Here is a 24,207-nt window from a genome sequence, read left to right on the forward strand (position 1 = left end):
ATTTATGGTAGCTCATGGATGAAACTAATTTTTTTACTTTAGCGCCTGCCGTACGACATCGGCCAGCTGCCGCGCGGCTTGCATCGGATTGGCCTGCCTCGTTATCGCAGAAACAACGGCAACGCCCGCCGCGCCGGCTTTAATAACGGGCGCTGCATTGTCGGCTCCGATCCCGCCAATGCCTACTACCGGAATTTTCCAACGATCGGTAATCGCACCGATCAGATCCGTGCCGATCGCTTCGCCGGCATCCTGCTTCGTAGCCGTAGCGTAAACCGGGCCTACGCCCAAATAATCGGCTCTGTTCGCCATCGCCCACTCCGCTTCCTCCATCGTGCCTGCGGATATTCCGACTAGTTTCCCGCTTCCCAGCAGCCTCCGCGCTTCGGCTCCGGGAATGTCATCCTGTCCGACATGAACGCCGTCCGCATCCAGAAGAACCGCAACGTCAACCCGATCGTTAACGATAAACGCAACGCCATGCCCGCGGCACAAATCCCGCAGTCTCGCCCCCTGCTCCAGCACTTGCCGAAGCGGTGCTTGCTTGTCACGCAGCTGGATCATCGTAACTCCGCCGGCAATTGCTTCCACGGCTATTTCCAGTGCAGTCCGGCCGCCGGCATCTTCCAGACCCATCACTAAATAAACCTGCAAATCGCGTACAATCCGGTCGTAAGACAACGTTTATTTCCCTCCAGGCAGCAGTATTGAATCTTCGACCTTAATGCAGCGGTCCATAATGACGTCCAAGCCCCCCGCTTTCGCAATCTCGGCCGCTTCCTCGTTATAGATGCCCTGCTGCAGCCAAAACACCTTCGCCTTGATGCGCACCGCTTCTTCCGCAACCGGCACCACATGCTCGCTGCGTCTGAACACGTTAACGATATCGACCGGCTCAGGGATATCAGACAAAGTCGCATAGCAGGTCTCGCCTAAAATCGATTCAGCATTCGGATTCACCGGAATGATGCGATAGCCTTTCTTTTGCATCGCCTCCGCCACCATATGGGAAACCCGATCCGGTTTGTCCGACAGTCCGACTACAGCTACGTTGCGCGCCGCTTTCAGCAGCTCCTTGATATGTTCTCTGGAAGGATTTTCGAATGGCATAAGGGTCAACCTCCTCGAATTAGTATAAAGCTTGAGCATGTGACCGCCTGTCTGTCTAAGGCTTGGCTGGGTCATAAGATAAAGCTTGTTTTCCCATTGCTTCCCATGTTTCCAAAAACCGCGTCTTGCCGATTTTAATTTTAGGCTGACTGTTCAATGGATCATTCACATATACATAATCGTCGTCAAAGCCGACGAGCAGCACGGCATGCTCCATAAACGTGGTTTGGATCGGACCGATCGGGGTGTCCCAGACGGTCCACTTTTCGGGAACCCGATAGTCGATAGTTGTCCAAACGATCGATGGAATGCCTTCCCGCAGCTTCTGCTCCAATGTCTCGAACGGCTGACCGGTCAAATCGACCGCGGTCGGAACATACTGCTTCTGGAGCTCGTGCAGCGCCCCATGGTAAATGCCGAATCCTTTGCCGGCGGCGGTAACCTCACCTACAAAGCCTGTATTCGGATTCCCCCAATAAGCAATTTTGCCATCCTTGCCGCGCCGCAAAGGAGTCGTGTCGCGCTTCATCTCGGGAACCAGATCCATCTTGTCCTTGGCGATGCCCAAAAATTGAAGCATCATTGCGAGACTCGTTACCTCGCATCCGGAAGGAAGCTCAGGGAGCTGGCGGACGAGAGGAGCGTCGAGAAGCGCCGAACGCGCAGGAGGCACCGGCGGTTTAACTTCGGCAGCGGTTGCCGCTATCGGCTGATTCGCTCCGGCCGTTTCCGCATAAGCAACGGGGGCCTGGTCGTCGAACCAGCCATGTCCCGTTATTTTGGCATACAGCAGGACAGAAAATACCCCGCTCGCGAAGAGGAGACCCGCAACGAGCATATAAGCGAACGTAACCTGGATTCCTTTCCATAAGATCGTCATTGATCTCAACCCACTTTTAGCATAATCACATCTATGAAGAAAAGCTTGTCCGGTTTATCCGATATCGACTTTATCGGGTTAAGACCCCCACCTCTAAGGCAGGCCTTGAATCAGATGGGGTAGAGTCCCCATCTGATTCCCCGATGTTCAGCAAAGCTGAACGAGTTCACTCCTCAACGAGCTCGATCTGCGCGCCCAACGACAGCAGATGCTCGAAATAATGCGGATACGATTTGGCGACATGATGAGCGTCGCGAATGACAAGACCCTGTCCCGAACGAAGCCCGACGATGGTCAAAGCCATAATGACGCGGTGGTCGAAATGGGCGTTGATTTCCACGCCGCCCGCCACTCCTTGCGGACGTCCGTGAATAATGATCTCGCTTTGTCTTTCTTCCACATCGGCCCCCGCTTTGCGCAGTTCCGTCACAAAATCGGTAATGCGGTCGCATTCCTTATAGCGCAAATTTTCAACGTTATAATAGCGCGAGGTTCCTTCGGCGAACACCGCGGCGGCTACCATCGCCAATACGCCGTCGGTAAAATGATCGCCGTCAAACTCTCCGGCTTTCAGCCGCTGATTGCCCTGTACCCGCACAACGCCGTTCTCATGCGTAAGCTGAACGCCCATCGCACGGAGCACGTCGACGACGGCCTTCTCCCCCTGCTTGCTTTTCTCTTCGAGCCGCAGTACGGTAACGTCCGAATTCGTAACGGCCGCGGCGGCCAAAATAGCCGCGGAACCGGGATAATCGCCTTGTACGACATATTTCTGCGGCTGATAGCTTTGGCGGCCCGGCACTTTATAATGCATCAGATCGGCCGACGCCTCGATTCGAATACCGGCCTGCTCTATTACTTCCAATGTTTGACCGACGATTACCTTCGACTTCAGATCGTGCAGCACTTCGATCTCGCTGTCTTCCTCAAGCAGCGGCGTCATAAACAGCAGCGAGCTTAAAAACTGGGAGCTCACATTGCCTGAAACTTGAATTTTGCCGCCGCGCGGACGGCCGCCGCGAATCGTAATCGGCAGCTTGCCCTGATTATGCTCAATTTCCACACCCATTTGCTGAAGTGCGACGATCAAATCGTCATGCGGTCTTTTTCCAAGCGATTGCGGATATGCATTAATGAAAGTCAGATCCGGGCAAAAAGCCGCGATCGACATCAGAAACCGGAGCACCGCTCCCGCATTGCCGACATTCAGCTCCTTCACAGGCAGCGGATGAGTGCCAAAGCCGCGAATCGTCATTTTCTCGTCGTCTTCTTCCACGATGGCGCCCAGATCGCGAATACACCGGCGCATCGCGTCGCTATCCTCGCTGTGGGCCGGATAATAAATCGTGCTTATCCCTTCGGCCAACGCCCCGATCAGCAAATAACGGGTCGTGTAATTTTTTGAAGATAATGCGTTAATGGTTCCTTCCAGTCGATTCGTCGGTTTTACGATAGCCTTCATGAATATGTATCTCTCCTGTTCCGCAATTAATCCGTCAAATTACAACAATTTTGGTTACAGCCAGTTTACCATACAGGTACTGTGTTGGAAACTCCGAAGTTTGCCGTTTGACACCTGCCGGGTTATGCCGATATCATGAAGCTTGAATGCAATCCATTAAATAAGACCTTAGGAGGTCCCTATCGATGACAACCATTACTCCCGAGCAATTAAAAGCGCGCTTGAACAGCGGCGAGCAGCTGCACATTATTGATGTCCGCGAACCGGATGAAATCGCTCAAGGCATGATACCGGGCGCCATTTCGATTCCGCTTATGCAAATTCCTGACCGTATGCGCGAAATACCGCAGGATAAAGAGACCGTTCTCGTCTGCAGAAGCGGCAACCGCAGCGGAAAAGCCTATGAATATTTAACCGCGCAGGGCTATACGAATTTAAAAAATATGAGCGGCGGCATGCTCGAATGGGAATCTCTTTAAAGCGCCGCCTGAATCCTGTCGACGATCGCTTCAATGGATAATTCGCTTGTGTCGATCTTCAAATCGGCAAAATCATAGGCATGCTTGCGGCTCTCCATTAGAGCCGTTACTTTTTCCTCGACATTGCCCTGGACCAGAGGACGGCTTTGATCCTGGCTGACCCGTTCAATAATGGCTCGTTTGGACGCGGTTAACGCCACAACAAAGCCGCCTTCCCGCATCCGGGTCCGGTTGCGTTCAGCCAATACCGCACCCCCGCCGGTCGATACGACTTGCCCCCGCTCAGCCAGCGCCTCATCGATCGCTTTGCTCTCCGCGGAGCGGAATTCCGGCTCCCCGTGCAATTTGAATATTTCCGCAATACTGATACCGTATCGTTCCTCGATGCGATGATCCGTATCGGTAAACTGCCAGTTTAAACGTTCCGCCAATGCTCTGCCGACAGTCGATTTGCCTGTTCCGGCGAAGCCTATTAAAACTACATTCGCTTTATTCAATCCTCTCACACCTCTGGTAGCCTCATATATACATGTTATAGCGCTTCTTTACAGAACCTTATTATCATATCATACGATGAACAGCATGAATAGAAAGTTATCCGAAATCATATGTTTGAAATGTGAATAAATTCCAGTCAGGCAGCCATCCTAATACTAGCACAATACAGGTGAAAGCGAGTTGATTCTATCATGCGGTCTATGATGCAGCAGCCCCACGCAGCGGCCACTACGAATCTCGCACAGCGCAAGCTGGAGCAAATTCTGGACCCGGCCTATCCGTTATGCAAAGACGATGTTGTATGGATATTGGAATATATCAAAAAAAAGGTGGCTGAGGAGGACCCCCAGTTGATGGAGCTCTCCCAGCCACGTCTGATGCAAAACTTTAGGTATTTCGCGGATATTTCGTTAATGCTGATTCACCGCCGCAACGGCTTCGATCAAGAAGCGGACCGGTTGAAACAATGGATCGCCGAGGCGGCCTACGGTTTCCATCCTCCAATCCCCGACAAGCCTCGAGACAGGGAAACCCGATAATTAATTCTCCATCCAGTTGAAGTGGAAAGAACCTTCCTTGTCCAACCGTTGGAACGTATGCGCCCCAAAATAATCCCTTTGAGCTTGCAGCAAGTTCGCTGGCAAACGCTCGGTGCGGTAGCTGTCGTAGTATGCCAACGCCGAAGCGAACGCAGGAACCGGTACGCCGCGGGTTACCGCGGAAGCAATAACCGTTCTCCAGGCATCCTGGTAGTTTTCCACGATATTTTTGAAGTACTCGTCAAGCAGCAAGTTTTTCAGCTCGCCGTTACGGTCGTACGCATCTTTAATGTTTTGCAGGAAACGGGCGCGAATGATGCAGCCGCCGCGGAAAATCATTGCGATGCTGCCGTAATCGAGATCCCACTTGTATTCTTCCGATGCGGCTCTCATTTGAGCGAAGCCTTGCGCATAGGAGCAAATTTTACTTGCGTACAACGCTTTGCGCACCGCCTCGATGAATTCGTTGCGGTCGCCGTCGAATGGAGCCGCCTTAGGTCCGTTAAGCACTTTGCTTGCCGCAACGCGCTCCGCTTTCATCGCGGACAGGAAGCGGGAAAATACGGATTCGGTAATGATGGACAACGGGATGCCCAGGTTCAAAGAATCTTGGCTTGTCCATTTGCCTGTACCTTTTTGGCCGGCGGAGTCGAGAATGACGTCGACCATCGCTTTGCCGGTTTCAGGATCTTTTTTCGTAAAGATGTCGGTTGTGATCTCGATCAGGTAGCTGTCCAGTTCGCCTTTATTCCATTCGGCGAAAATTTCGTGAAGCTCGTCCGTGCTTACGTTCAGAACGTCCTTAAGCAGCTGGTACGCTTCGCAAATCAACTGCATGTCGCCGTACTCAATGCCGTTGTGAACCATTTTTACATAATGGCCTGCGCCGTCCGGTCCGATGTATGTGCAGCAAGGGTCGCCGCCTACCTTCGCAGAAATCGACGTCAGTATCGGCTCGACCAATTCGTAAGCGTCCTTCTGACCGCCCGGCATAATCGAAGGACCTTTCAAAGCGCCCTCTTCGCCGCCGGAAACGCCGGTCCCGATAAAGCGGAAGCCAAGCTCGGCCAGACGTTTGTTTCTGCGCTGCGTATCAGGGAAGAATGCGTTGCCCCCGTCGATAATGATATCGCCTTGATCCAAATGCGGAATAAGCGAATCGATCGTTGCGTCCGTACCGGCGCCGGCTTGAACCATGATCAATATTTTACGCGGCTTCTCCAGGGAAGCCACGAACTCCTCGACACTGTATGTACCTACCAAATTTTTGCCTTTGGCTTCTTCCATCAAAGCATCCGTTTTCTCGCGGGAACGGTTATACACCGATACGGTAAACCCTCTGCTTTCGATGTTTAATGCCAGGTTTTTGCCCATGACCGCAAGACCGATCACGCCTACTTGTTGTTTCGACATTGTTCTACTTCCTCTCCTTCAAAATTCCTATCTAGCCTATTATACGATTTAAATGCCATTTTGAACATTCTTGTTTATTAGAAAACCTATATCGGGGCTTTTCCAAGATGAGCCGCTGAAAACTTTTATAAGAATGACGGAAGCGGCCGGCTGTAACCGGCCCTTTTCCGAGCTTGCCGTCAGATCGTCATCGCCGTGAATCCGCCGTCTACCGTTACCAGCGAACCGGTTACAAAGCTGGAAGCTTTATCGGAGGCAAGGAACACGGCTGCTCCCTGCAGCTCCTCGGCATCGCCGAAACGCTTCATCGGCGTATGGCCCATGATCGAATCGACACGCTCCGGCGACAAAATTTTACGGTTTTGCTCGGCAGGGAAGAAGCCCGGGATAATGGCATTGACACGAACGCGCGCCGGTGCGAACTCACGCGCCAAAAACTTCGTAACATTGTTTACGGCCGCTTTGGAAGCGGAATAGGTAAACACGCGGGACAACGGAATTTCCGAGGAAGCCGACGAAATGTTAATAATGCTGCCGCCTTCGCCTTTGTCAACCATATGTTTCCCAAATACTTGGCAAGCTAATACAACGCTTTTCAAATTGACATCCATGATCGAATCCCATTCTTCCATTTGAATATCGAAGAATGGCGTCGGGCTGTTTTTACCCGGACAATTCATCAAAATGTCGACGCGGCCTGTCCATGCCAGCACATCGGCCAATACTTTTTGCAAATCTTCCACATTCGTGGCGTCCGCCGAGAACACTTCGGCTTTTCCGCCCGCTTCTTCGATCCGCTTTTTCACATCGCCGGACTTTTCCATGTTGCGTCCGACAACCGCCACATTCGCTCCATGGCCGCCCAGAGCAACAGCCATCGCCCCTCCCAATGTGCTGTTTCCGCCAATAATAACCGCCGTTTTGCCTGTCAAATCAAATAAATTCATCGTATTCCTCCTCAAATGTTCGTAATGGTGTAGTGAGTCTTGAAAGTCCGGCACAGCAGAACCGCCGATTATTTCGTATGCTGCTGCTGGAACGAAGCGATCATGTCGAATTCATCCTTCAGCTGATGATAGACGCGGGTGTAAATCGCCGCCAGCTGCTCATAAATGCGGTGATTTTCCACCTCCGGCTTATGGCTGTTCTGAATTTGCATCCACTCGTATACGGCGGTGAAATCTTTGATCTCGCCCAAGGCAAGCAGCCCCAGCTGAGCGGCGCCCAAGCCCGAGCTTTCAATGGAGTTCGGCACGGCAACGTTGCTTCCGGTCACGTCGGCCATCAGCTGCAGCCAGAAGCTGGAGCGGGCAAAGCCGCCCGATGCACGGATTTCCTTGGTTGGACCGGACAGCTCCTCAAGAGCAGACAATACGGACTGGATGCGGTACATGACGCCTTCCAGAACGGCGCGGATCATATGCTTCTTCTCGTGGTAGAGCGATAGACCGAAGAAAACGCCGCGCGCGTTGGCGTTCCAGTAAGGCGCTCGTTCGCCTGCAAGCAGCGGCAGGAAAATAAGCCCGTCCGAGCCGGTGGCAACCTCCTGGGCAATTGAGGTCAAATAATCGTAGGGATCCATGCCTCTGCGGCGGCCTTCTTCCGCCTCCGCCGTAGCCAGCTGGTCGCGCACCCAGCGGAACATGATGCCGCCGTTGTTGATCGCGCCGCCGACGACCCAGAAATCCTCCTTCAAGGCATAGCAGAACAATCGGCCCTTCGGATCGGTAACGGGTTCGCGCACGACGCCGCGCACCGCGCCGCTCGTACCGATGGTTACTGCATAGATGCCCTGCTCGAACGCGCCTACGCCCAGATTGGCCAGAACGCCGTCGGAAGCGCCCACGACAAACGGCGTATCCGCGTTCAGCCCCATCGCCTGCGCGTACTCCTGCTTCATTCCGGCCAAATGATGGATCGTCGACACCGGTTCGGACAGCTGTTCGGGACGGACGCCACAAGCTTCAAGCGCCTGCGGGTCCCACTGCAGGCTGCGCAGATTGAACAGCCCCGTCGCGCTGGCGATGGAGTAATCGATCACGAATTGGCCGAACAGCTTGGCGAACACATATTCCTTGATGCCGATAAATTTATACGCCTGCTCGAAAATGTCTTTCCGGTTATCCCGGAACCACATCAGCTTCAGCAGCGGGGACATCGGATGAATCGGCGTTCCGGTGTTCAAATAAATCTGGTGCCCGTCCTGCCCCTGCTTCAAAATGCGGGCATAATCCGCACTCCGGTTGTCAGCCCATGTGATGCACTGGGTCAGCAGATTCAAATCCCGGTCAACGGCAATCAGACTGTGCATCGCCGAACTGAACGACACGCACAAAATTTGCCCCGGCAAAATCCGCGCTTTCGCGATAACCGCCTGAACCGCGGTCAGCACCGCCCGGAAAATTTCATCCGGGTCCTGCTCCGCCATATCCGGTCTTGGCGTATGCAGCGGATATTCAACCGAGTGGGAAGCCAGCACGCGACCGTCACGGTCGATGACCAATGTTTTCGTGCTGGTCGTGCCGATATCGGCAGCGATAATATATGGCTTCTGTAACGACGAACTCATTTAGCAAGATTCCCTTCGCTATCAAATTGCAAATCATACGGCTCGCTCAAAACTTCAATGTCGGGATGCTGCTTCGCTTCCTCCAGCAAATTTACGGATATTTCAATTTCCCCCAGGTGCAGCGTATCCTTGATCCGGACGAGCCTGCATTTCGTGTAATCCAAAATGTTGCATGTTTTGACTGCCGCCTTGATCGCGTAGAGGTCGTTGTCCAGCGTGCTCGCAATTTTCGTCGGCGCGCATACGGTCGACGTCAGTCCGTTGACGACGGTAGCGTGCAGGTCCATCTGATCGACCAGCTTCTGAGTCGTAAAATCGGCTGTACCTACCCCGTTCGCATTCCCTTTCGTCTCGGGCGTCAAATCGAGCACGGCCATCTTGGACACGTCCGGACCGCCATGCGCGTAAGGCGTAGGGTAGCGTCCCGTAATGTTCGGGTCCATACCGTCGCCGCTTATGTTTTTGCCGATATAATCGATGACGAGGACGTCGATCTGATCGAACAAAATTTTCGGCAGGCGCGCTTTGGCCTCAATCAGAAGCTCCTCTTCGCGGGCTTCAATTTGCTCGGCCGGAAGCGCCTCGATACGGCAGGTTTGGTCGTACGCATTTTCGACAACCGCGACGCCGAAAACGATCGGCAGCTTGTCGATCATAATATTGGCCATGGCCGGCACGTTCTCGGCCATATACTTGAAGCCGAGCTGATGGCAGGCTTCCGCCCCCTTTTGCTTGCCGAGGCCGATTGCGATCATCTTCATGATGCCGCTCTCGATACGGCCGCGGAATGCGGTGTGCGGCTTCACGCGGTTGATGACAACGATTGCGTCGGCTGTAGATGCAATCTGATCGACATAGACCGGCAGCCCGTTTGGAAGCTGATCCAGCTTGACCACTTCCATCGAGGAACGGATCGGCGCGCCCATTGCTTCCTCCGTGACGCCGAGATGATGCAGCACTTCCTTTTGCCCTTCCGCGGTCGCGCCCCCGTGGCTGCCCATGCACGGCACGATGAACGGATGACCTCCGGCTTTTTTTATAGCATCAATCGTAATTTTTGTAAATAAATCGATATTGGCGACGCCGCGGCTGCCGACGGCTACGGCTACCTGCTGGCCCGGCTTGATCCGATCGATCGTGCCCGGCTTTTGCAGCTCGCGCTCCAGCTCCCCGGCTAAATCGTCAAGCTTGGTCCCGTCAAATTTTTGACGGATTTTCACCATTTGCGGAATGGGAATGTCCTCCAAAACTTTTCTTAAAATACTCATATCAGGTCTCAGCCTCCCAGATGGATTTAACGGAATCCCGGATAACCAGCTCCGTGCGGAACAAAATCGTTTTCTTTTCGATTTGCTTCGTTTCAATAAAGTTGAGCAGCTTGGCCGCCCCTTCCCTGCTGATCTGTTCGATCGGTCTGTGCACGGTCGTCAAAGCCGGCGACATAAAGCCCGAAAAAATATGATCGTCAAAGCCGACAACCGAAATATCGTCGGGAACCGAAAGCCGCCTCTCGTGAATCGCTTTTATCGCGCCGAGAGCCATATCGTCGTTGCAGCAAAAAACAGCCGTAGGTATGGCCTCCAGCTCCAGCAGACGGTTCATCGCCGCATATCCGCTTTCCAAATCGTAATTTCCTTGAACTTTATACTCGTCTCTTATCGCCACGCCGTTCCGCATCATAGCTTCATTATAACCGTCCAGGCGGGCCTGGGTCGATTTGAAATTTTGCTTCCCTTCTATAATAGCAATATCGCGGTGTCCTTGGCGAATCAAATATTGGACAACCCGAAAAGCGCCGCCCTGATCGTCCGGGATTAAGTTCATCACTTGAACGTTATCGATTTCCCTGTTCAGTACGACCAACGGAATCTCGTTTGCGGAGGCATATTCAATGAACGGCTGGTCGGATGAGCTCTGGCTCATGACGATAATGCCGTCATAGCTTTTCCTGTTCACTTTCTCGTAGCTCGTATAGTCGTCAATCCCGCGGACAATCAAGTTATAACTGTCCTTGATGACGTCGTTGACCCCTTTGACCGCCTCGTACAGAAAGCCGGCCGATGTCCCCGTATGCAGCGTCGAAAAAAACAACCCCAAATTGTATGACCGGTCAAGCACCAGACTTTTCGCGTTGTAATTGGGTGTATAATTCAAGCTTTCGGCAAGCTGCCGGATTCGCTCCTTCGTCTCTTGGTTGATCAGAGGGCTATCGTTCAACGCCCTGGAGACGGTCGTGTGCGAAACGTTGGCCAGCTTGGCAATGTCTTTGATAGTAACGCTCAATCCCTACCACCTCCGTTTTATATTAGCATAATGCTGCACACGTTAACAACGATCATTTTTTGCGCTGGATGCACTTGTTTTGCTTTTATTTTAACATCTATATAAGTTGAACCGATAAAGCGTGTCCATTGCATTCCAAAACCATTTCATTAGGTTTATCTCGGATGTTCTTAGTTCAACATAGATAGGATAACCAGCTCCGCCATTCCATGAACCTAGTATTGTTTACAAAGAAAAAAGCCCGCGCATTCGCACAGGCCTTGCATAAAGCGTATCAAACGCTACATTTCCAAAAGCAGCATTTCATGCCTTAATTCCATCAGCTTTTCCTTGCTGGCCTTGACCGCCTTGCCGTCTCCCGCCTCAATCGCATCGTGCAGCGTAGCCAGCTCGTAATCAAGCTCCAGCCGCAGTACGGGAATGCGGTCGTCCGGACGTCTGGAGCGGAACGCCTGCATCATTTCCTCGACCGTTACAACCGGCTCCTTCTGAAACAGCACCTTATGCTCAACGCCCGATATTTCTACCATCCGTATAATTTCCCCGAACATAATATTTTCGATTAAAATCTGGCGGTCCTTGAACCGCTTCACTACGGCATGCCCACGGGTATCGCCGATCATCTTTTCCATTAATTCAGCCAGCTTCTCATCCTTAAAGGAGTAATTGCCGACAATTTTGTAGCGCTCCCCGATGCGTTGGAATTTCAGCTTAACCAGCTTGCGGCCGGTGCGAATCGATACGATGAATTGCTGTTCGCTTTCATTCCAATATAATGAATATCCTTCCTGAATGAGCGCTTTGATAAAATTACGGATTAGCCGACGGTCAAATCGTAACTCAAGGTTGCAATATTCAACTTCATGACTCTTACTCACGGCAATCCCCTCCCTGAATGGTACAACGTTCAAATTTTGATAGAATTTTCTGATAATTCAGTTACTTACTTCTATCTTATTATGAATCATATGATTTAGCAACTTGGTTTATTGACTTTTTTCTTATAATTTTTAACCATTTTTTTAAAAAGGGAGCCCTCGGGCCGCCTCGGAAGACGGCAGCTGCCGGGTTCACTCACATATAGTTTAGCCATACGTTACGCCGTGTATTTGCCGCCGCCCCGTTTTTTCAGCAGCCGTACGTCGCGGTATCCGGTGCGGTTTCCAGGTTAAACGACTGCGAAAAACGACGCCCCGCGGCGTCGTTTCAAATGCGTCGTATCTCTTTGTGCAAGGAGGCTCAACCCGTTACGGCTTAACAGGCTCGAGTATTTTTTTCGCCTCCTCCTCTTCCTTCCTGCGCTCCCGCACATCCAGCTGCTCATTAAGATCGGTCCATCCGGAAAGATTGATCGTATAGGCGTCGCTGTCTCTCTCCATTTTGGTCAAGGTAAGCTTGGTTGTTATGTACCGGTTGGACGTTGTCCCGTTAAAGTAAGTCGTTTGATAAAACAAATATTGGTACTCGTTTTCGTTCTCCGTCTTGTCTACCATAATCGGTCTCGATGTGTAGCGGAAATCCCGGTCCCGATCCCGGTTATCCTTGTCCTGGGAGTTCATGGACGTTTTAATATAGCCTTGAATCGCTTCAATCTTCTTCGTATTGACTTCCCCTCCGATCACGTATCGGTCCTTGAACGTATTGTTGTACGTTTGAGTCGGCAGCTGCTTCACAAATCGCTTCAGCTCCGCTTCCGTGACATACAGCTCCTCCGTCAGCTTCTCCTTGGACTTTTTCATAGCGGAGGTGTCGATCCCCATTCTCCTCAGGTCCGACAGCCGGTAATAGACGAGGGAGCTGCTCAAATCTTCGGCGTTTGCCTGCAGCAGCGGATACTCGGCTCCCAAAAACTTGACGATCATCGAGGTCGGATTGCGGAATTTGAATTGATCCGTCGTCAAATCCTTCTCCTCGGCCGGCTGCTCGGTATTTATGCGGCTGTTGATATAAATCGTTTTATTGATATCCTTGAAAATGATATTGGCGCCCATCAAATTGCCAAGCTCCTTCAAAGGCAAATAGCTGGAGCCCTCGTAGATCAAGGTCGGGCCGCTAAGCTGAACGGGATTCCCGTTCAGGACGATTTTAAAATCGGGGCGCAAATATGCCTCCACCCGCTGAAGCACATCGTTCGCATACACGCCGGCCGTAAATGTGCCGCTCAACAGCACTCCCATTGCAATTACACGTTTCCACTGTCTCATTCCAAACCATTCCTTTCGTTAAATAAGAGGGCATCCGAAATACCCGGTTACATGATGAACGCTTTTAACTTGCCAAATGTTTCCGTCTTTCCTTACAATTCGCCATATCATGACAAATTTCCTCCATAAAAGTTTATATTGACAAAAGCCATAATTCCGATAAAATAGGTTGGTATATAGTCGGTATGTCTTGATCTTACTTAAAGAAAAGCGATACCGCAGGCACTTTAGAAGGAGTGAACAACGTTGATCGAAATCAAAGACGTGAGCAAGACTTTCCATCAGCGTACAGGCGGTTCGTTCACAGCCATTGACAACGTATCCCTTTCGATTCAAAGAGGGGAATTCGTATCGCTGCTGGGGCCGTCCGGATGCGGAAAGTCGACGCTTTTAAACTTGGTTGCCGGATTGGAGCAGGCGCAGCAAGGAGTGATATCCGTCAACGGAAAACCGTGCAGCACCCCGGGACCGGACCGCGTCGTCGTTTTTCAGGAGCATGCGTTATTTCCTTGGCTGACTGTATTGGACAACGTTGCATTCGGCTTGAAGCAAAAAGGGGTTGGCAAAAAAGAACGCGAAGAGCTGGCCATGGAGCAGATCAAATCGGTTCACTTGAGCAAATTCGCGGACCGGTATCCGCATGAGCTGTCAGGCGGCATGAAGCAGAGGGCGGCCATCGCCCGCGCATTGGCGATGGACCCGGAAATATTGCTGATGGATGAACCGTTTGCCGCGCTGGATGAGCAAACCCGGCTCATTTTGCATAAGGAATTGGAAGAAATTTGGATGCGGACGCGCAAGACGATTTTATTCATTACACATAATATCCGAGAAGCGGTCATTTTGTCCGATCGTGTGCTGGTCATGTCGACCCGCCCCGGTACCATAAAGAAAGAATTCGCCGTGCGCGCCGCCCGTCCCCGGGATTTGGCCGATCCGGTCCTCCACCACGTGGAAAACAGCATCATGGAGGCACTTGCCGACGAGCTGGAAAAAGTGGTAAAGGAGGAAATGGGCGATGAGTACAGCATTAAGAAGAACACTCTTTCTGGTACTGCTTCTGATAGCATGGGAGGCGGGATTTAGAATTTTCGACTGGGGCTGGAAATTTCCTTCGGTAACCCAGACCTTCCAGGCGTTTTATGACGGAATCGTGCACGGGCAGCTGCTGGAAGCTGCGTATGAAAGTCTTCGCAGGCTGCTGACCTCCTTTGTCATCTCGATCGTTGTCGGTACGACGCTCGGCTTCCTGTTCGCCAGATACCGCCTGCTCGACGATACGCTCGGCTTCCTCGTCGTTGCGCTGCAAACGATTCCGAGCATCGCCTGGCTGCCTTTCGCCATTATCTGGTTCGGCATGAACGACTTCTCCGTCGTGTTCATTACGACGCTCGGGGCGACCTGGACGATGGCCATGTCAAGCCGTACCGGCATTATGAATATCCCGCCGATTTACTTAAAGGCTGCGCAGACGATGGGAACGGGCAACGGCTTCCGGATGTTTTACCAGATCATGATTCCGGCCGCATTCCCGCATATGATTACGGGAGTCCGCGTCGCCTGGGCGTTCGCCTGGCGGGCGCTCGTCGCCGGCGAGCTGATCGCCAAAGGCGTCGGCCTCGGCCAGCTGCTGCAGGACGGCAGAAATTTGGCGGATACCGCATTGATGCTCTGTATCGTCATCATTATCGCGGTGCTCGGCACGCTGTCCGACCATTTTTGCTTCAAGCGGCTGGAAGATACAATCCTGATCCGCTACGGTTTAGCCGGGCAAAAAAAATAAAAACGGCGATGATAACCGGACCGATCTCAGGTTTGAAATACAATTAATTAAATTGATATGAAAAAGGGAGAGAAACGAAATGAGAAAGAACATATCCATCCTGTTAATTTTTGCAATAGCTGCCGTCATGGTGCTGTCGGCTTGCGGCAAAAAAGAAGAGCCCGCCAAAGACGGAGCTGCGGGCGCAAAAACCGCGCCGGCGTCGACGGTCAGGCTCGGTATATTTAAAAACGTCACCCACGCTCCCGGCTATGTCGCTCTCGAGGAAGGCTTGTTCCAAAAATATTGGGGCGACAGCGTAAAAATCGAAGTGACCGCATTCGACAACGGTTCCGACTTTTCCACCGCGATGGCGACGGAGCAAATCGATATCGGCTTCGTAGGTCCGGGACCGGCAACGAATCAATTCATTAAAAGCAAAAACTTCCGGATCGTTTCCGGCTCCAACAACGGCGGCGCCGTACTTGTGGCGGCCAAAGATTCCGGCATCGCCAGCGCGAAAGATTTGCTCGGCAAAACGGTCGCTATCCCGACCAAGGGCAGCACCAATGAAATTTCACTGCGCCTGCTGCTCAAGGAAAACAACCTGAATGTCACGACGGATAAAACAGGGGTGCAAATCATCGCCCGCGCTCCGGCCGATACGCTGATCGCTATGCGTCAAAAGGAAATCGAGGCGACGCTTGTGCCTGAGCCATGGGGCACGCAAATGGAGCAGGAAGGCGTCGGTAAAATTATAGTGGATTGGAACAAAATCCCCCCGAACAACGGCAACTATCCGCTTACGCTGCTTGCCGTAAGCGACAAGTTTTTGAAGGAGCACCGCGACATGGTGAAGCAAGCGATCAAGGCTAATGCGGACGCGATTGATTTCATTAAGAAAAATCCGGACAAATCGTATGAACTGATCAACAACCGCCTGAAGGCGCTCAGCGGTAAAGGCATGGACATCAACCTCATAAAAGCCGCACTGTCCCGCTTGAATTTGACTACCGAGGTCAGCAAGGACGCGATTGAAGAAATGGCGCGCGTATCCATTGACGCCGGTTATATTAAAGACTTGAAAAAAGAGCAGCTGGATTTGAGCAAGTTCGTCGATTTAAGCTTGCTGGAAGAAGTAAAAGCAGGCAAATAATCAAACAGCGGCAAAACGATTCGCCCCCGCCCCTCTTAATGAAGGGCGGGGGATTTTTATTGGACCGGCGACGATAAACAGCCCCGCTGCCGATGCAGACGGGGCTGGATTAGATTTATAATGGCTGTATGATTAGTATCATTGCTGTATGATGCTGTATGATGCTGTATGATGCTGTATGATGCCTGTGACCGCTGCCTGCTGATCGATGCGCTGTAATGCGGCTTTATACGGCTTAGTGCGGTTTAATAAGGTTTGGGAACGTCGATTTTATGTGTCGCGCCCTGCTCGTCGGTAAAGTACAAGTCGACGCCATGTCCCTGATCATCCATAAAGTAGGATACGTATTTAGACTCATTTTTACGGATTGGCACGAGCAAAGCGGCGATCCGGTGGCTGCGCGCCGTTTGCGTCGAGGCGGTCAGGTGCCACTGCGAAGGCAGCCCTTCGATTTCCGCCGGGTCGACGTCGGGAAATTCGTTATGCTGCGACAGCTGCAAGTCGCCGGACGAGCAGTACACGAAACGGCCGTCCATATCGGCTTTTTGTCCCTTTACTTTGAAGGACTGGCCGTCCAGCTTCATTTCGTACAGCGTGTGGAACAGCCAATCGACCTTGCCCGGCTGCGCCAAATCGACATGATCGACGACGACGATAAACGATTCGTTGAAGAAGTAGAGCTCACGCACGAATCGCTCCAAATACGGGACGTTTTCTGTGTAGGCAGCCGTAGCGTTGCAGCGGGAATACGTGTACGCGGCATACTGTTGGACATCTTCCACAACGCCGTATGCGGCTTTGTTCAGCGCCTTGTTCGTCCCGGCATATTGGCCAAGCCCGTCGATCAGCAGGTTGTTCGTGGAACGCGTCTGCTTGCGCCAGTTCATATGCATGGTGCTGTTGAACGCGACATAATAGCCGCTCTCGATCGCCAGCGGTTCCCCGTAAGCGTGCAGCAGAAATCCGTTCTGGTCGCCGTGGCTGTGGCTGATCGAGCCGTACGGGCTGCTTTTGGTCAGCAGCATAATATGATCCTCCGGCTTGTCCATATTTGAATGGAAGGCAACCCAGCCGATATCGCGGAACCATTTGACCGACTCGATCGCAGTCGGCTTTTCAGCGGATACGGACGGGTAATCCTGCAAATAGACCATCTCGTCAAAGCGGAAATCCCACCAGCCGTAGTTGTAAAACTTCATCTCCGAATCGGTGTCGATCGCTTTCGTCTGTTCAAAATACCATTGGTACAAACCGCTGCCTGTCACGCCGGCGAACTGGCGAATATTGAAGCCGGTTTTCAGGCTGACCGGATCGCCGAGCGTCGATTGATCGCCAAAGCTGGCGCGCAGCGTATCCGGACTGAAGCAGTACAGCGGGAAGTCGCCGGTTTTTCGGAAAAACGGACGTTCGTAAAAGTCGATGCCCGTATATTTCTTCAGCAGGTTCAACGCCTCGGTGACGAAGGCCATTCCTGTCGTCCAGTACATCGGTCCTTCGGCCCAGCCGCCGTCCACCCCGCCCCACGGAGTATATAGGCAGGCGTAATATTCAAGCGTGTAATTCAGCCACTGCTCCGCCTTTTCTTCTTCGCCGAACATGGCAATGCAGCCCGGAACGAGCACCGAAGATAAGGAACGGACGGCATGGCTGTCAAACGGAACATGATGAATTTTGCTGCGCTCGATGACATGAAAAGCAATCTGTCCGGTCCGCTGCAGCAGGTTTGCCCGAATCAGCCCGCGTTCCTCCGGCGACAGCTCGCCATAAAGCCAGTCATAGCCCCAGGCTATGGCACCGGTAATGCGGAACGATGCTTCATCGTTATAATCGCGGCTCGTCGTGCCGTTGGGATCCCAGGCGGCTGCATGAAGCAGCCATGTTTTGGCAAGCCCGATCAGTCGAGGGTCCTCCAGGACGACGCCGGCCACGCTTAAATGACGAATCGCATAAAGAACCTCCTGGCAGTCGATGTACATTTGACGCCAGAGCGAAGCGACCCGCTTATTGTTCGGGTACGGCTTTGGCTCGGCAATAAGCTCATGCTCGACCCACGGCTTAACGGAACGCTCGTAGAACGCGGTCCAGCCAATGGCATCCGGGTTTTCGCGGACCTTGCGGCGAAACTCCGGCAGCTCGTCCGCCTGCAGCCACAGGCGCGGATGGGCTTCAGCGGCCTTGGCATACCGCGTCTTCCGGCCGGCCAGCGGGGTGAGCGGCAAGCCATCGGGCACGTTGAAGCTTCGAACCCGGCTCCATTCGCTTTGCAAAGCGGGGCTGTCCGATGCGCTTTCCTCCGGCTCCAGCAGCAAAGCATACCGCCAATAATAACGGCCCGGCTCCAATGCGTGCTCCGGCGTATACAGATTATATGGAATCTCCTGCACCGTAACCGTATCGTCCGTGGCAAACTGCGCAGACCGCGAGAATTGCAGCGTATACCGGTCATGCTCCAATTGCGCCGGAATCCATGTAAAACGCGGCGGATTTTCGATAAGTACGGACTGTTCGTCCGGTTCGTATTGTACGGTCAAAACGCCGCTTTGCGGCTGGTATAACGGCTTGCTTGCAGTACTCATGATGTTGCCTCCCCCTGTACGATCAATCCTTGATTTGAATCCAATTCGCAAACGGCTCGTCCCTGACTCGTTTCGATGATCAGTCTGCCGGGCAAAGAAGACGCTCCGACAGAGCCGTCCGAAGACTGCCAGCGGACATTGCAAGCCGGCTCGGAGCCAAGCTGATAAATATGAATAAATCTGGCGCTCCGGCCTTTCCTGCGGTGCAGCAAGCCGGTCAGCTTTTCGCTCGGATCGATGGTGGTCCCTGGTGTTTCAATGCGATACAGCGTATCTCCCTCGAACAAAATCGCAGTATGCAGCAAGTCCTTGACAGCCGCGGCATCGTTCAGCCGGTAGCGGAGCCTCGCTAATACCGGATCGCAGGCAGCGGCTTCACCGCCTGCTTCGTACCGATCCAGCAGCCGTATATGGCTATAGCCGCTTTCGGTATAACCGGTTACGGCTTCCGCAGCTTCCAACGCGCGTAACGAACCGCAGCCGCCGCCAGCCGCTTCCGGCGCGATAAGCGCATGCATCCACCAATCGATCGTCCGCTCGCTGTCAAGATTGACCTCGTACCAGTCGAGCAGCCATTCGTCCGTCAGCAGCAGATGACGGTCCAACCGGGCCCCTTCATAGGCTGCATCCGATTGCAGCCAAGCGTATACGGTGCGGCCGTTATCCGTAAATTGCCTGCAGCGCCCTTCATGGGCCGCCTGCGATTTGCCGTCGATCGATACGGTATTGTGACTGGCCGTATCGGCAAACCATTCTTTGCGCAGCTCGGAGCCGTACGGTACCATGCCCAAATCGGGCGTAATGGTTCCGCCGGTATGCTGCAGGCTTAGATGAAGCTTGTCGTAATGCCCGTGAGAGCCGCCGTGCGGACCGAAATCGGCGAGGAACGACAGCCCCCCGTTATTCGAGCTCCGGCCGACAACAAATCCGGAATCGGCCAGCAGCAGCGAAGGCCGGGACGGCATCGATCGGCTCAGCTCGGCATCGCCTTCGCCGTAAACAAGCGCCTCCAGCGAGATGCGTCGGGGCTCGCCGTCCATTTGCCGGTACGCCTCGCCCAAAATCGGAATATACGCTTCATTGCCATAGACGGCAAGGCCGATCTCCATAATTTCGGCGATTTCTCTGGCAAACGGCACGCGGGCTAACGGACCGTCATGCAGTGCGGGAAGCACCCCCTGGTCGTCGGACAGGCCGACGAGCACATCGAACATGCCTTTCATTGATTGGCCTTGACCGCCTTCGGTATGGTACAGGTCGATGCTGAACCGGGCTGCCATCTCCGCCGCAATCAAATATGCCCGAAGCACAAAAATATGATAATACGTGCTTCCTTCAAATTCGAGCTGATCCGGCTTGACTCCGATCGTCAAATGATGCTTCCAGCCGCCTTCGTCTTCGATCAGCGCCTCCAGCTGTTCACGCTGGCCGCGGATCGTATAGACGCAGCAAAGGGCGGCGTTCAACCACGCCGTGTAATTGTTCTCGGCATTGCTGCGTTCATGGATAAGAATATGCCGATACTGCGTCATGCTCTCCTCCAGCATGGAGAGAAACCGGTCCAGTACGGCCTGTTCCGCCGAACCGAGCGCTGCGCCTTCATCGTGCAGCAGCACATAGGCGCGCAGCAGCGTCGTCGCCCAGATCGCTTCCGTCAGCGCCTGGTGGAACGCCCGGCCCTTCAGCATCCACGGCTGCGCATCCGGATGGACCGGATAGTTAGGAAACTGCTCCGCATAGCTGACGAGGATCCGCTTCGCGAGATCCGCGTAAGTCTGCTCTCCCGTTCCCGCATAAACCGCTGCCGCCTGGAGCGCGCACCGCGCGATGGACTGGTGCTTGAACACCAGCCACGCGCCGCGGTACGCCTCCCCTTCGATACGGCAGCCGTGCGGGCAGGCGAACGTACGGGCATCGCGTTCGGCCGGATCAAACTCGAGCTCCGTGTGATGGTTCGGGCATACATACTGATGCCACCAGCCGCCGGGCTCCTTCGGAATTTCCAGGCTGCCGGCAGCTTGCAGCCGATCCAGCTCCGCTTTCAAGGTCTGCAGCGTTTCGGCGGCCCAATCGGTTGAGGTCAGCTTCTCCCGTATTCTCATCGCATGAACATCCCCCTGTTGATTTCTATCGTTTCACCCGTCAAGTAGGCCGCCAAATCGGATTTGGCGACAGCTCGACCGATTCCGGCATTGGAGCCGGTTACAAGCGCAATTTGTCCTTGCAGCTGTGTGTTCATCATCAGGTTCCTCCCCTATGGTGACAGCATGAAGCGGCCTCCATCGTCTGCCGCTCCAGCCTTTATTTGGTTATCGATAATTTGTTCGGCTTATCCGGCATGGAAAGAGTGATCCGGCTTCCTTCGCCCCAGACGCTTTCAATGCTTAACCCGTACTGCTCGCCGAACACCATCTGGATACGCCGGTGCACATTCATGAGCCCGATACCGCCGCGGCGGAAGTAACCGGACTGCGTCTCCTCCTCGGCCAATCGGTTCAGCTTCAGCTGCTCCTGCAGCTCCTTGAGCCGGTCCGGCGGAATGCCTGCGCCGTTGTCCTCGACAATAACCTGGAACATGCCGTTTTCCTTGCGGGCGTCGATGCTGATCGTATGATGCGGCTCGATTCCGTTCGGAAACGCATGCTGAAAGCTGTTTTCGACGACCGGCTGCAGCGTAAGCCGAACCATCTTTTCCAGCAGCAGCGACGGCGGAATGATCACCTCGATCTCAAATTCGCGGTCGATGCGATGCTGCAAAATAATTAAATAATTGCGGACATGGTTCAATTCGTTGGCTACCGTAATTTCTTCCAGATTCGTCTGGATCGAATACCGCAGCATAAAGGCCATCGCCTCGACCATTTCCGTTATTTCGTGCGAATCCTGGACAATCGCGTAGCAGTTAATGGTTTCCAAGGTGTTGTACAAAAAATGCGGATTAATTTGCAGCTGCAGCGTCTGAAATTCGGCCCGGTGCCGCTCCAGCTCCGCTTCCTGAATTTGCAGCGCGTCCTTCTGCTGCTGCAGCTCGGCGGCATACACCTTGTCGATCATCTCGGACAGCCGGGTAACCATCAGGTTATAGCTGTGGATCAGCCCGCCGATTTCATCGGTTCGCCCCAGGTCGTGGATATGCTGCCAATTTCCTTTTTCCGTTTCGCGCATCCCTTCTTTCAGTTCGCGGATCGGAGCCAGCATGGAGCGGCCGAAGCGGGAGGCGATCCACAACGCCACTGCCAACGTGACCAGGCCGACGACTATCGTCACCGTGCGGATCGTCGAAATCGGCTTGCGCAATTCGTCGACCGGCACCGATACGACCAGCCGCCAATTCGAGTAGTCGGATTTGCGTGCCACGAACATCCGCTTCTGGCCTTGATATTCGGTCGTAAACGCTTTGTTCTCGCCGTCAACCAAATGCTCGGACACTTGTTTGAAAACCGGATCGTACGACTGAACATTCGAAGGATGATAGATCGGGTTCCCGTTCCCGTCAATAATGAAAAAGTAACCGTCCTTGCCGATATTGACGCGATCCCATATTTTAGCCAGCTCCTGCAGCTTAAACTCGATCGCCACGATGCCTTTGGTGCCCTCGTAGGAAGCGCCGCGGACTTTGCGGGCCATCGTAATGACCGTGCCTTTATCCTCGGGACGAATGCTCGTATCGAGCAGTACAATTTTATTGTTATCCGGCAGCGATCTCATCAAATAGGCATACTTCTCCGGAATGAGTCCCATATCGAGCGCCAAAAAATTTTGATTATCGTATACGACCGCCCGGCCCTGCTGGCCGACCACATAAATCGCATTCAATTGCTTGTAAAGGGTCGCAATCGACTGTACGGATTTGGACGCAAAGCTTTTAATCGCATCCGAATAGTAATAATATTCATACACATCCTCCACGCCGATTTCGAAAAACGCCCGCACATCGGAATTCGAGGAAAACGAGTTGCTTAACAGCTCATATGTTTGCAAATAAATATCGGTTTGATAAGCCGCGTTTTCAATCATTTGATCCAGGTATTGCTCGACCTGCTGATCGAGCGCCCGGGACGATTGAATATAGGTTACGATGCCGACCGATGCGAGCGACAGCACGATTACGATAGAAAAATAAAAATAAACCTGTCCCGACAGCGTGCGAATTTTCATCATTCGATACCCAACTGGCTGCGGTATTCGGAAGGCAGGACACCCGTATATTTCTTGAACGTTTTCGTAAAATGCGGATGATCGGCATAGCCGACCTCGCCTGAAATATCGGTGATCCGGTAATGAGGCTGGGCGAGCAATTTTTTCGCTTTCTCAATTCTCCGGCGCGTCCGGTACTGGACGAACGTCTCCTTCGTGGCCTGCTTGAACAGCTGGCTGAAATAAGAGGCGTTCAGCCCGATCCGTTCCGCGACCTCCTCGAGCGACACTTCCTCCGCCAAATGATCTTCGATATAATGCTTCGCTTCCTCGACCGGATCCTTCAGCTTGCCCTTCCGCCTTTGCTTCAGCTCCTGAAACAACAGCTGCAGACTCGCTTCAAACCGGCTCCATGCTTCTTCCTCATTCGTTACGTCCTGCAGCTCCAGCCGCTTTGTAAACGAAAAGATGTCTCTTATGTTTAACCGGCGGTTCAGCAGCTCGGATATTTCGCCCAGCAGTTCGGACAGCTGATGCAGACGCATCCGGTAGCCGTTTATTTCGCTGCGCGCCTGGTTAAGAAGCTCCTGCAGCGCGTCGTGCTTCAGCGACCAGATCGCTTCCTCCGCATTCGCGACCCATGTTTCGAGACGCTGTACGGAGACGAAAGTTTGCGGCTGCCGCTTTGCGTGCATAATGGCCAGCTTGACCATGACCGCATCGACCGTCTTTTTGCTGATCGGCTTCAACAAATACTCTTTGACGCCATATGACAAACATTTTTGCGCATATTCAAAATCGTTATAGCCGGATACGACAACGACATGAATATCGAGCTCGAGCTCGGCGACTTGCCGGCACAGCTCCAGGCCGTCCATCTTCGGCATACGGATATCGGTAAACAAAAAATCGGGGCGCTCCTCCCGAATTTGCTGCAGCGCATCCGCACCGTTTTCTGCCGTCCGCAGGCTGGCGACGGGCTGTCCGGATTGCTGTATCAGCTTCTGGAGCCCTTTGCGGATCATCGGTTCGTCGTCTGCAATCAAAATGGTAAACATGAGGAACACCCCTTATTTGGCGTAAATTGCTGGTTGTCCAGGTAAGTATAGTATATACCAACTTAGCGGTTCGAATAAAAC

General features: G+C 53.1%; 22 protein-coding genes. 5 read left to right on the top strand and 17 right to left on the bottom strand.

The annotated features are described in order from the left end of the window. Positions 1-33 precede the first annotated feature (33 nt). The 4 genes from thiE to aroA all read right to left on the bottom strand — a co-directional run bounded on the left by thiE (position 34) and on the right by aroA (position 3,452). The gene (gene thiE / locus E1757_RS15760; protein WP_246079219.1) at positions 34-681 is read right to left on the bottom strand and encodes a thiamine phosphate synthase; all 648 of its coding nucleotides are present in this window, start codon (positions 679-681) and stop codon (positions 34-36) included. A 3-nt stretch (positions 682-684) separates the two neighbouring features. Next, positions 685-1,110 (bottom strand): CoA-binding protein, encoded by a 426-nt coding sequence (locus E1757_RS15765; RefSeq protein WP_133229757.1) that lies wholly within the window; start codon positions 1,108-1,110, stop codon positions 685-687. Between the two features lie 55 nt (positions 1,111-1,165). Further along, the gene (locus tag E1757_RS15770) at positions 1,166-1,990 is read right to left on the bottom strand and encodes a C39 family peptidase (protein ID WP_181956652.1); all 825 of its coding nucleotides are present in this window, start codon (positions 1,988-1,990) and stop codon (positions 1,166-1,168) included. A 166-nt stretch (positions 1,991-2,156) separates the two neighbouring features. Continuing rightward, positions 2,157-3,452 carry a 3-phosphoshikimate 1-carboxyvinyltransferase gene (gene aroA / locus E1757_RS15775; RefSeq protein WP_133229761.1) on the bottom strand — a complete coding sequence of 432 codons (1,296 nt, stop codon included), beginning with the start codon at positions 3,450-3,452 and terminating at the stop codon, positions 2,157-2,159. Between the two features lie 185 nt (positions 3,453-3,637). Between aroA and E1757_RS15780 the strand changes: the two genes are divergently transcribed. Continuing rightward, complete coding sequence (locus tag E1757_RS15780) at positions 3,638-3,931, top strand: rhodanese-like domain-containing protein (RefSeq protein WP_133229763.1); 294 nt, start codon at positions 3,638-3,640, stop codon at positions 3,929-3,931. Here E1757_RS15780 and E1757_RS15785 read toward each other — a convergent pair. Further along, positions 3,928-4,437: a shikimate kinase gene (locus tag E1757_RS15785; protein ID WP_342774571.1), complete on the bottom strand. Its 510-nt coding sequence runs from the start codon at positions 4,435-4,437 to the stop codon at positions 3,928-3,930. The two genes, E1757_RS15780 and E1757_RS15785, sit on opposite strands and share 4 nt — an antisense overlap. A 183-nt stretch (positions 4,438-4,620) precedes the next feature. Between E1757_RS15785 and E1757_RS15790 the strand changes: the two genes are divergently transcribed. Beyond that, positions 4,621-4,968, top strand: a complete 348-nt coding sequence (locus E1757_RS15790) for a hypothetical protein (RefSeq protein WP_425464845.1) — start codon at positions 4,621-4,623, stop codon at positions 4,966-4,968. Here the strand turns inward: E1757_RS15790 and gndA are convergent, their stop codons facing one another. From gndA to E1757_RS15825, 7 genes are all read right to left on the bottom strand, one after another. Continuing rightward, the gene (gndA, locus tag E1757_RS15795) at positions 4,969-6,381 is read right to left on the bottom strand and encodes an NADP-dependent phosphogluconate dehydrogenase (RefSeq protein WP_133229767.1); all 1,413 of its coding nucleotides are present in this window, start codon (positions 6,379-6,381) and stop codon (positions 4,969-4,971) included. 179 nt (positions 6,382-6,560) lie between these two features. Further along, positions 6,561-7,328 (bottom strand): SDR family oxidoreductase, encoded by a 768-nt coding sequence (locus tag E1757_RS15800; RefSeq protein WP_133229769.1) that lies wholly within the window; start codon positions 7,326-7,328, stop codon positions 6,561-6,563. A gap of 68 nt (positions 7,329-7,396) precedes the next feature. Further along, on the bottom strand, positions 7,397-8,950 hold the full coding sequence (gntK, locus tag E1757_RS15805; RefSeq protein WP_133229771.1) for a gluconokinase: 1,554 nt from the start codon (positions 8,948-8,950) through the stop codon (positions 7,397-7,399). Beyond that, on the bottom strand, positions 8,947-10,218 hold the full coding sequence (locus E1757_RS15810; protein WP_133229773.1) for a nickel pincer cofactor-dependent isomerase, group 22: 1,272 nt from the start codon (positions 10,216-10,218) through the stop codon (positions 8,947-8,949). The genes gntK and E1757_RS15810 overlap by 4 nt, the downstream gene beginning before the upstream one ends. Before the next feature lies 1 nt (position 10,219). Then, the gene (locus E1757_RS15815; RefSeq protein WP_133229775.1) at positions 10,220-11,233 is read right to left on the bottom strand and encodes a LacI family DNA-binding transcriptional regulator; all 1,014 of its coding nucleotides are present in this window, start codon (positions 11,231-11,233) and stop codon (positions 10,220-10,222) included. Positions 11,234-11,514: 281 nt separating this feature from the next. Beyond that, positions 11,515-12,111: a hypothetical protein gene (locus E1757_RS15820; protein ID WP_133229777.1), complete on the bottom strand. Its 597-nt coding sequence runs from the start codon at positions 12,109-12,111 to the stop codon at positions 11,515-11,517. A 369-nt stretch (positions 12,112-12,480) separates the two neighbouring features. Beyond that, positions 12,481-13,437, bottom strand: a complete 957-nt coding sequence (locus tag E1757_RS15825) for a hypothetical protein (RefSeq protein WP_133229779.1) — start codon at positions 13,435-13,437, stop codon at positions 12,481-12,483. 246 nt (positions 13,438-13,683) lie between these two features. On the opposite strand from E1757_RS15825, the gene E1757_RS15830 reads away from it, so the two are divergent. From E1757_RS15830 to E1757_RS15840, 3 genes are all read left to right on the top strand, one after another. Then, positions 13,684-14,523 (top strand): ABC transporter ATP-binding protein, encoded by an 840-nt coding sequence (locus E1757_RS15830; protein ID WP_133229781.1) that lies wholly within the window; start codon positions 13,684-13,686, stop codon positions 14,521-14,523. Further along, complete coding sequence (locus tag E1757_RS15835; protein WP_133229783.1) at positions 14,456-15,220, top strand: ABC transporter permease; 765 nt, start codon at positions 14,456-14,458, stop codon at positions 15,218-15,220. The genes E1757_RS15830 and E1757_RS15835 overlap by 68 nt, the downstream gene beginning before the upstream one ends. Before the next feature lie 79 nt (positions 15,221-15,299). After that, positions 15,300-16,355 (top strand): ABC transporter substrate-binding protein, encoded by a 1,056-nt coding sequence (locus E1757_RS15840; protein ID WP_133229785.1) that lies wholly within the window; start codon positions 15,300-15,302, stop codon positions 16,353-16,355. A 245-nt stretch (positions 16,356-16,600) separates the two neighbouring features. Here the strand turns inward: E1757_RS15840 and E1757_RS15845 are convergent, their stop codons facing one another. The 5 genes from E1757_RS15845 to E1757_RS15860 are packed head-to-tail and all read right to left on the bottom strand — an operon-like array spanning position 16,601 to position 24,126. Continuing rightward, positions 16,601-18,931 (bottom strand): DUF4962 domain-containing protein, encoded by a 2,331-nt coding sequence (locus E1757_RS15845; RefSeq protein ID WP_133229787.1) that lies wholly within the window; start codon positions 18,929-18,931, stop codon positions 16,601-16,603. Then, complete coding sequence (locus tag E1757_RS15850) at positions 18,928-21,033, bottom strand: heparinase II/III domain-containing protein (protein ID WP_133229789.1); 2,106 nt, start codon at positions 21,031-21,033, stop codon at positions 18,928-18,930. Before E1757_RS15850 ends, E1757_RS15845 begins: the two co-directional genes overlap by 4 nt. Continuing rightward, positions 21,030-21,173, bottom strand: coding sequence for a hypothetical protein (locus E1757_RS35820; protein WP_165972142.1), 144 nt, complete (start codon positions 21,171-21,173; stop codon positions 21,030-21,032). Before E1757_RS35820 ends, E1757_RS15850 begins: the two co-directional genes overlap by 4 nt. 59 nt (positions 21,174-21,232) lie before the next feature. Then, positions 21,233-23,092, bottom strand: coding sequence for a cache domain-containing sensor histidine kinase (locus E1757_RS15855; RefSeq protein WP_342774572.1), 1,860 nt, complete (start codon positions 23,090-23,092; stop codon positions 21,233-21,235). Next, positions 23,089-24,126, bottom strand: a complete 1,038-nt coding sequence (locus tag E1757_RS15860; RefSeq protein WP_133229791.1) for a response regulator transcription factor — start codon at positions 24,124-24,126, stop codon at positions 23,089-23,091. The genes E1757_RS15855 and E1757_RS15860 overlap by 4 nt, the downstream gene beginning before the upstream one ends. Positions 24,127-24,207: the final 81 nt, after the last annotated feature.

Origin of the sequence: Paenibacillus piri (assembly GCF_004354045.1) — a bacterium.
Classification (GTDB): Bacteria; Bacillota; Bacilli; order Paenibacillales; family NBRC-103111; genus Paenibacillus_S; species Paenibacillus_S piri.

Coding starts and splice junctions, on each gene's coding strand:
- E1757_RS15765 (WP_133229757.1), bottom strand. CDS start 1,110: ATGCCATTCGAAAATCCTTCCAGAGAACATATCAAGGAGCTGCTGAAA.
- E1757_RS15770 (WP_181956652.1), bottom strand. CDS start 1,990: ATGACGATCTTATGGAAAGGAATCCAGGTTACGTTCGCTTATATGCTC.
- aroA (WP_133229761.1), bottom strand. CDS start 3,452: ATGAAGGCTATCGTAAAACCGACGAATCGACTGGAAGGAACCATTAAC.
- E1757_RS15780 (WP_133229763.1), top strand. CDS start 3,638: ATGACAACCATTACTCCCGAGCAATTAAAAGCGCGCTTGAACAGCGGC.
- E1757_RS15790 (WP_425464845.1), top strand. CDS start 4,621: ATGCGGTCTATGATGCAGCAGCCCCACGCAGCGGCCACTACGAATCTC.
- gndA (WP_133229767.1), bottom strand. CDS start 6,381: ATGTCGAAACAACAAGTAGGCGTGATCGGTCTTGCGGTCATGGGCAAA.
- E1757_RS15800 (WP_133229769.1), bottom strand. CDS start 7,328: ATGAATTTATTTGATTTGACAGGCAAAACGGCGGTTATTATTGGCGGA.
- gntK (WP_133229771.1), bottom strand. CDS start 8,950: ATGAGTTCGTCGTTACAGAAGCCATATATTATCGCTGCCGATATCGGC.
- E1757_RS15810 (WP_133229773.1), bottom strand. CDS start 10,218: ATGAGTATTTTAAGAAAAGTTTTGGAGGACATTCCCATTCCGCAAATG.
- E1757_RS15825 (WP_133229779.1), bottom strand. CDS start 13,437: ATGAGACAGTGGAAACGTGTAATTGCAATGGGAGTGCTGTTGAGCGGC.
- E1757_RS15835 (WP_133229783.1), top strand. CDS start 14,456: ATGAGTACAGCATTAAGAAGAACACTCTTTCTGGTACTGCTTCTGATA.
- E1757_RS15840 (WP_133229785.1), top strand. CDS start 15,300: ATGAGAAAGAACATATCCATCCTGTTAATTTTTGCAATAGCTGCCGTC.
- E1757_RS15845 (WP_133229787.1), bottom strand. CDS start 18,931: ATGAGTACTGCAAGCAAGCCGTTATACCAGCCGCAAAGCGGCGTTTTG.
- E1757_RS15850 (WP_133229789.1), bottom strand. CDS start 21,033: ATGAGAATACGGGAGAAGCTGACCTCAACCGATTGGGCCGCCGAAACG.
- E1757_RS35820 (WP_165972142.1), bottom strand. CDS start 21,173: ATGATGAACACACAGCTGCAAGGACAAATTGCGCTTGTAACCGGCTCC.
- E1757_RS15855 (WP_342774572.1), bottom strand. CDS start 23,092: ATGATGAAAATTCGCACGCTGTCGGGACAGGTTTATTTTTATTTTTCT.
- E1757_RS15860 (WP_133229791.1), bottom strand. CDS start 24,126: ATGTTTACCATTTTGATTGCAGACGACGAACCGATGATCCGCAAAGGG.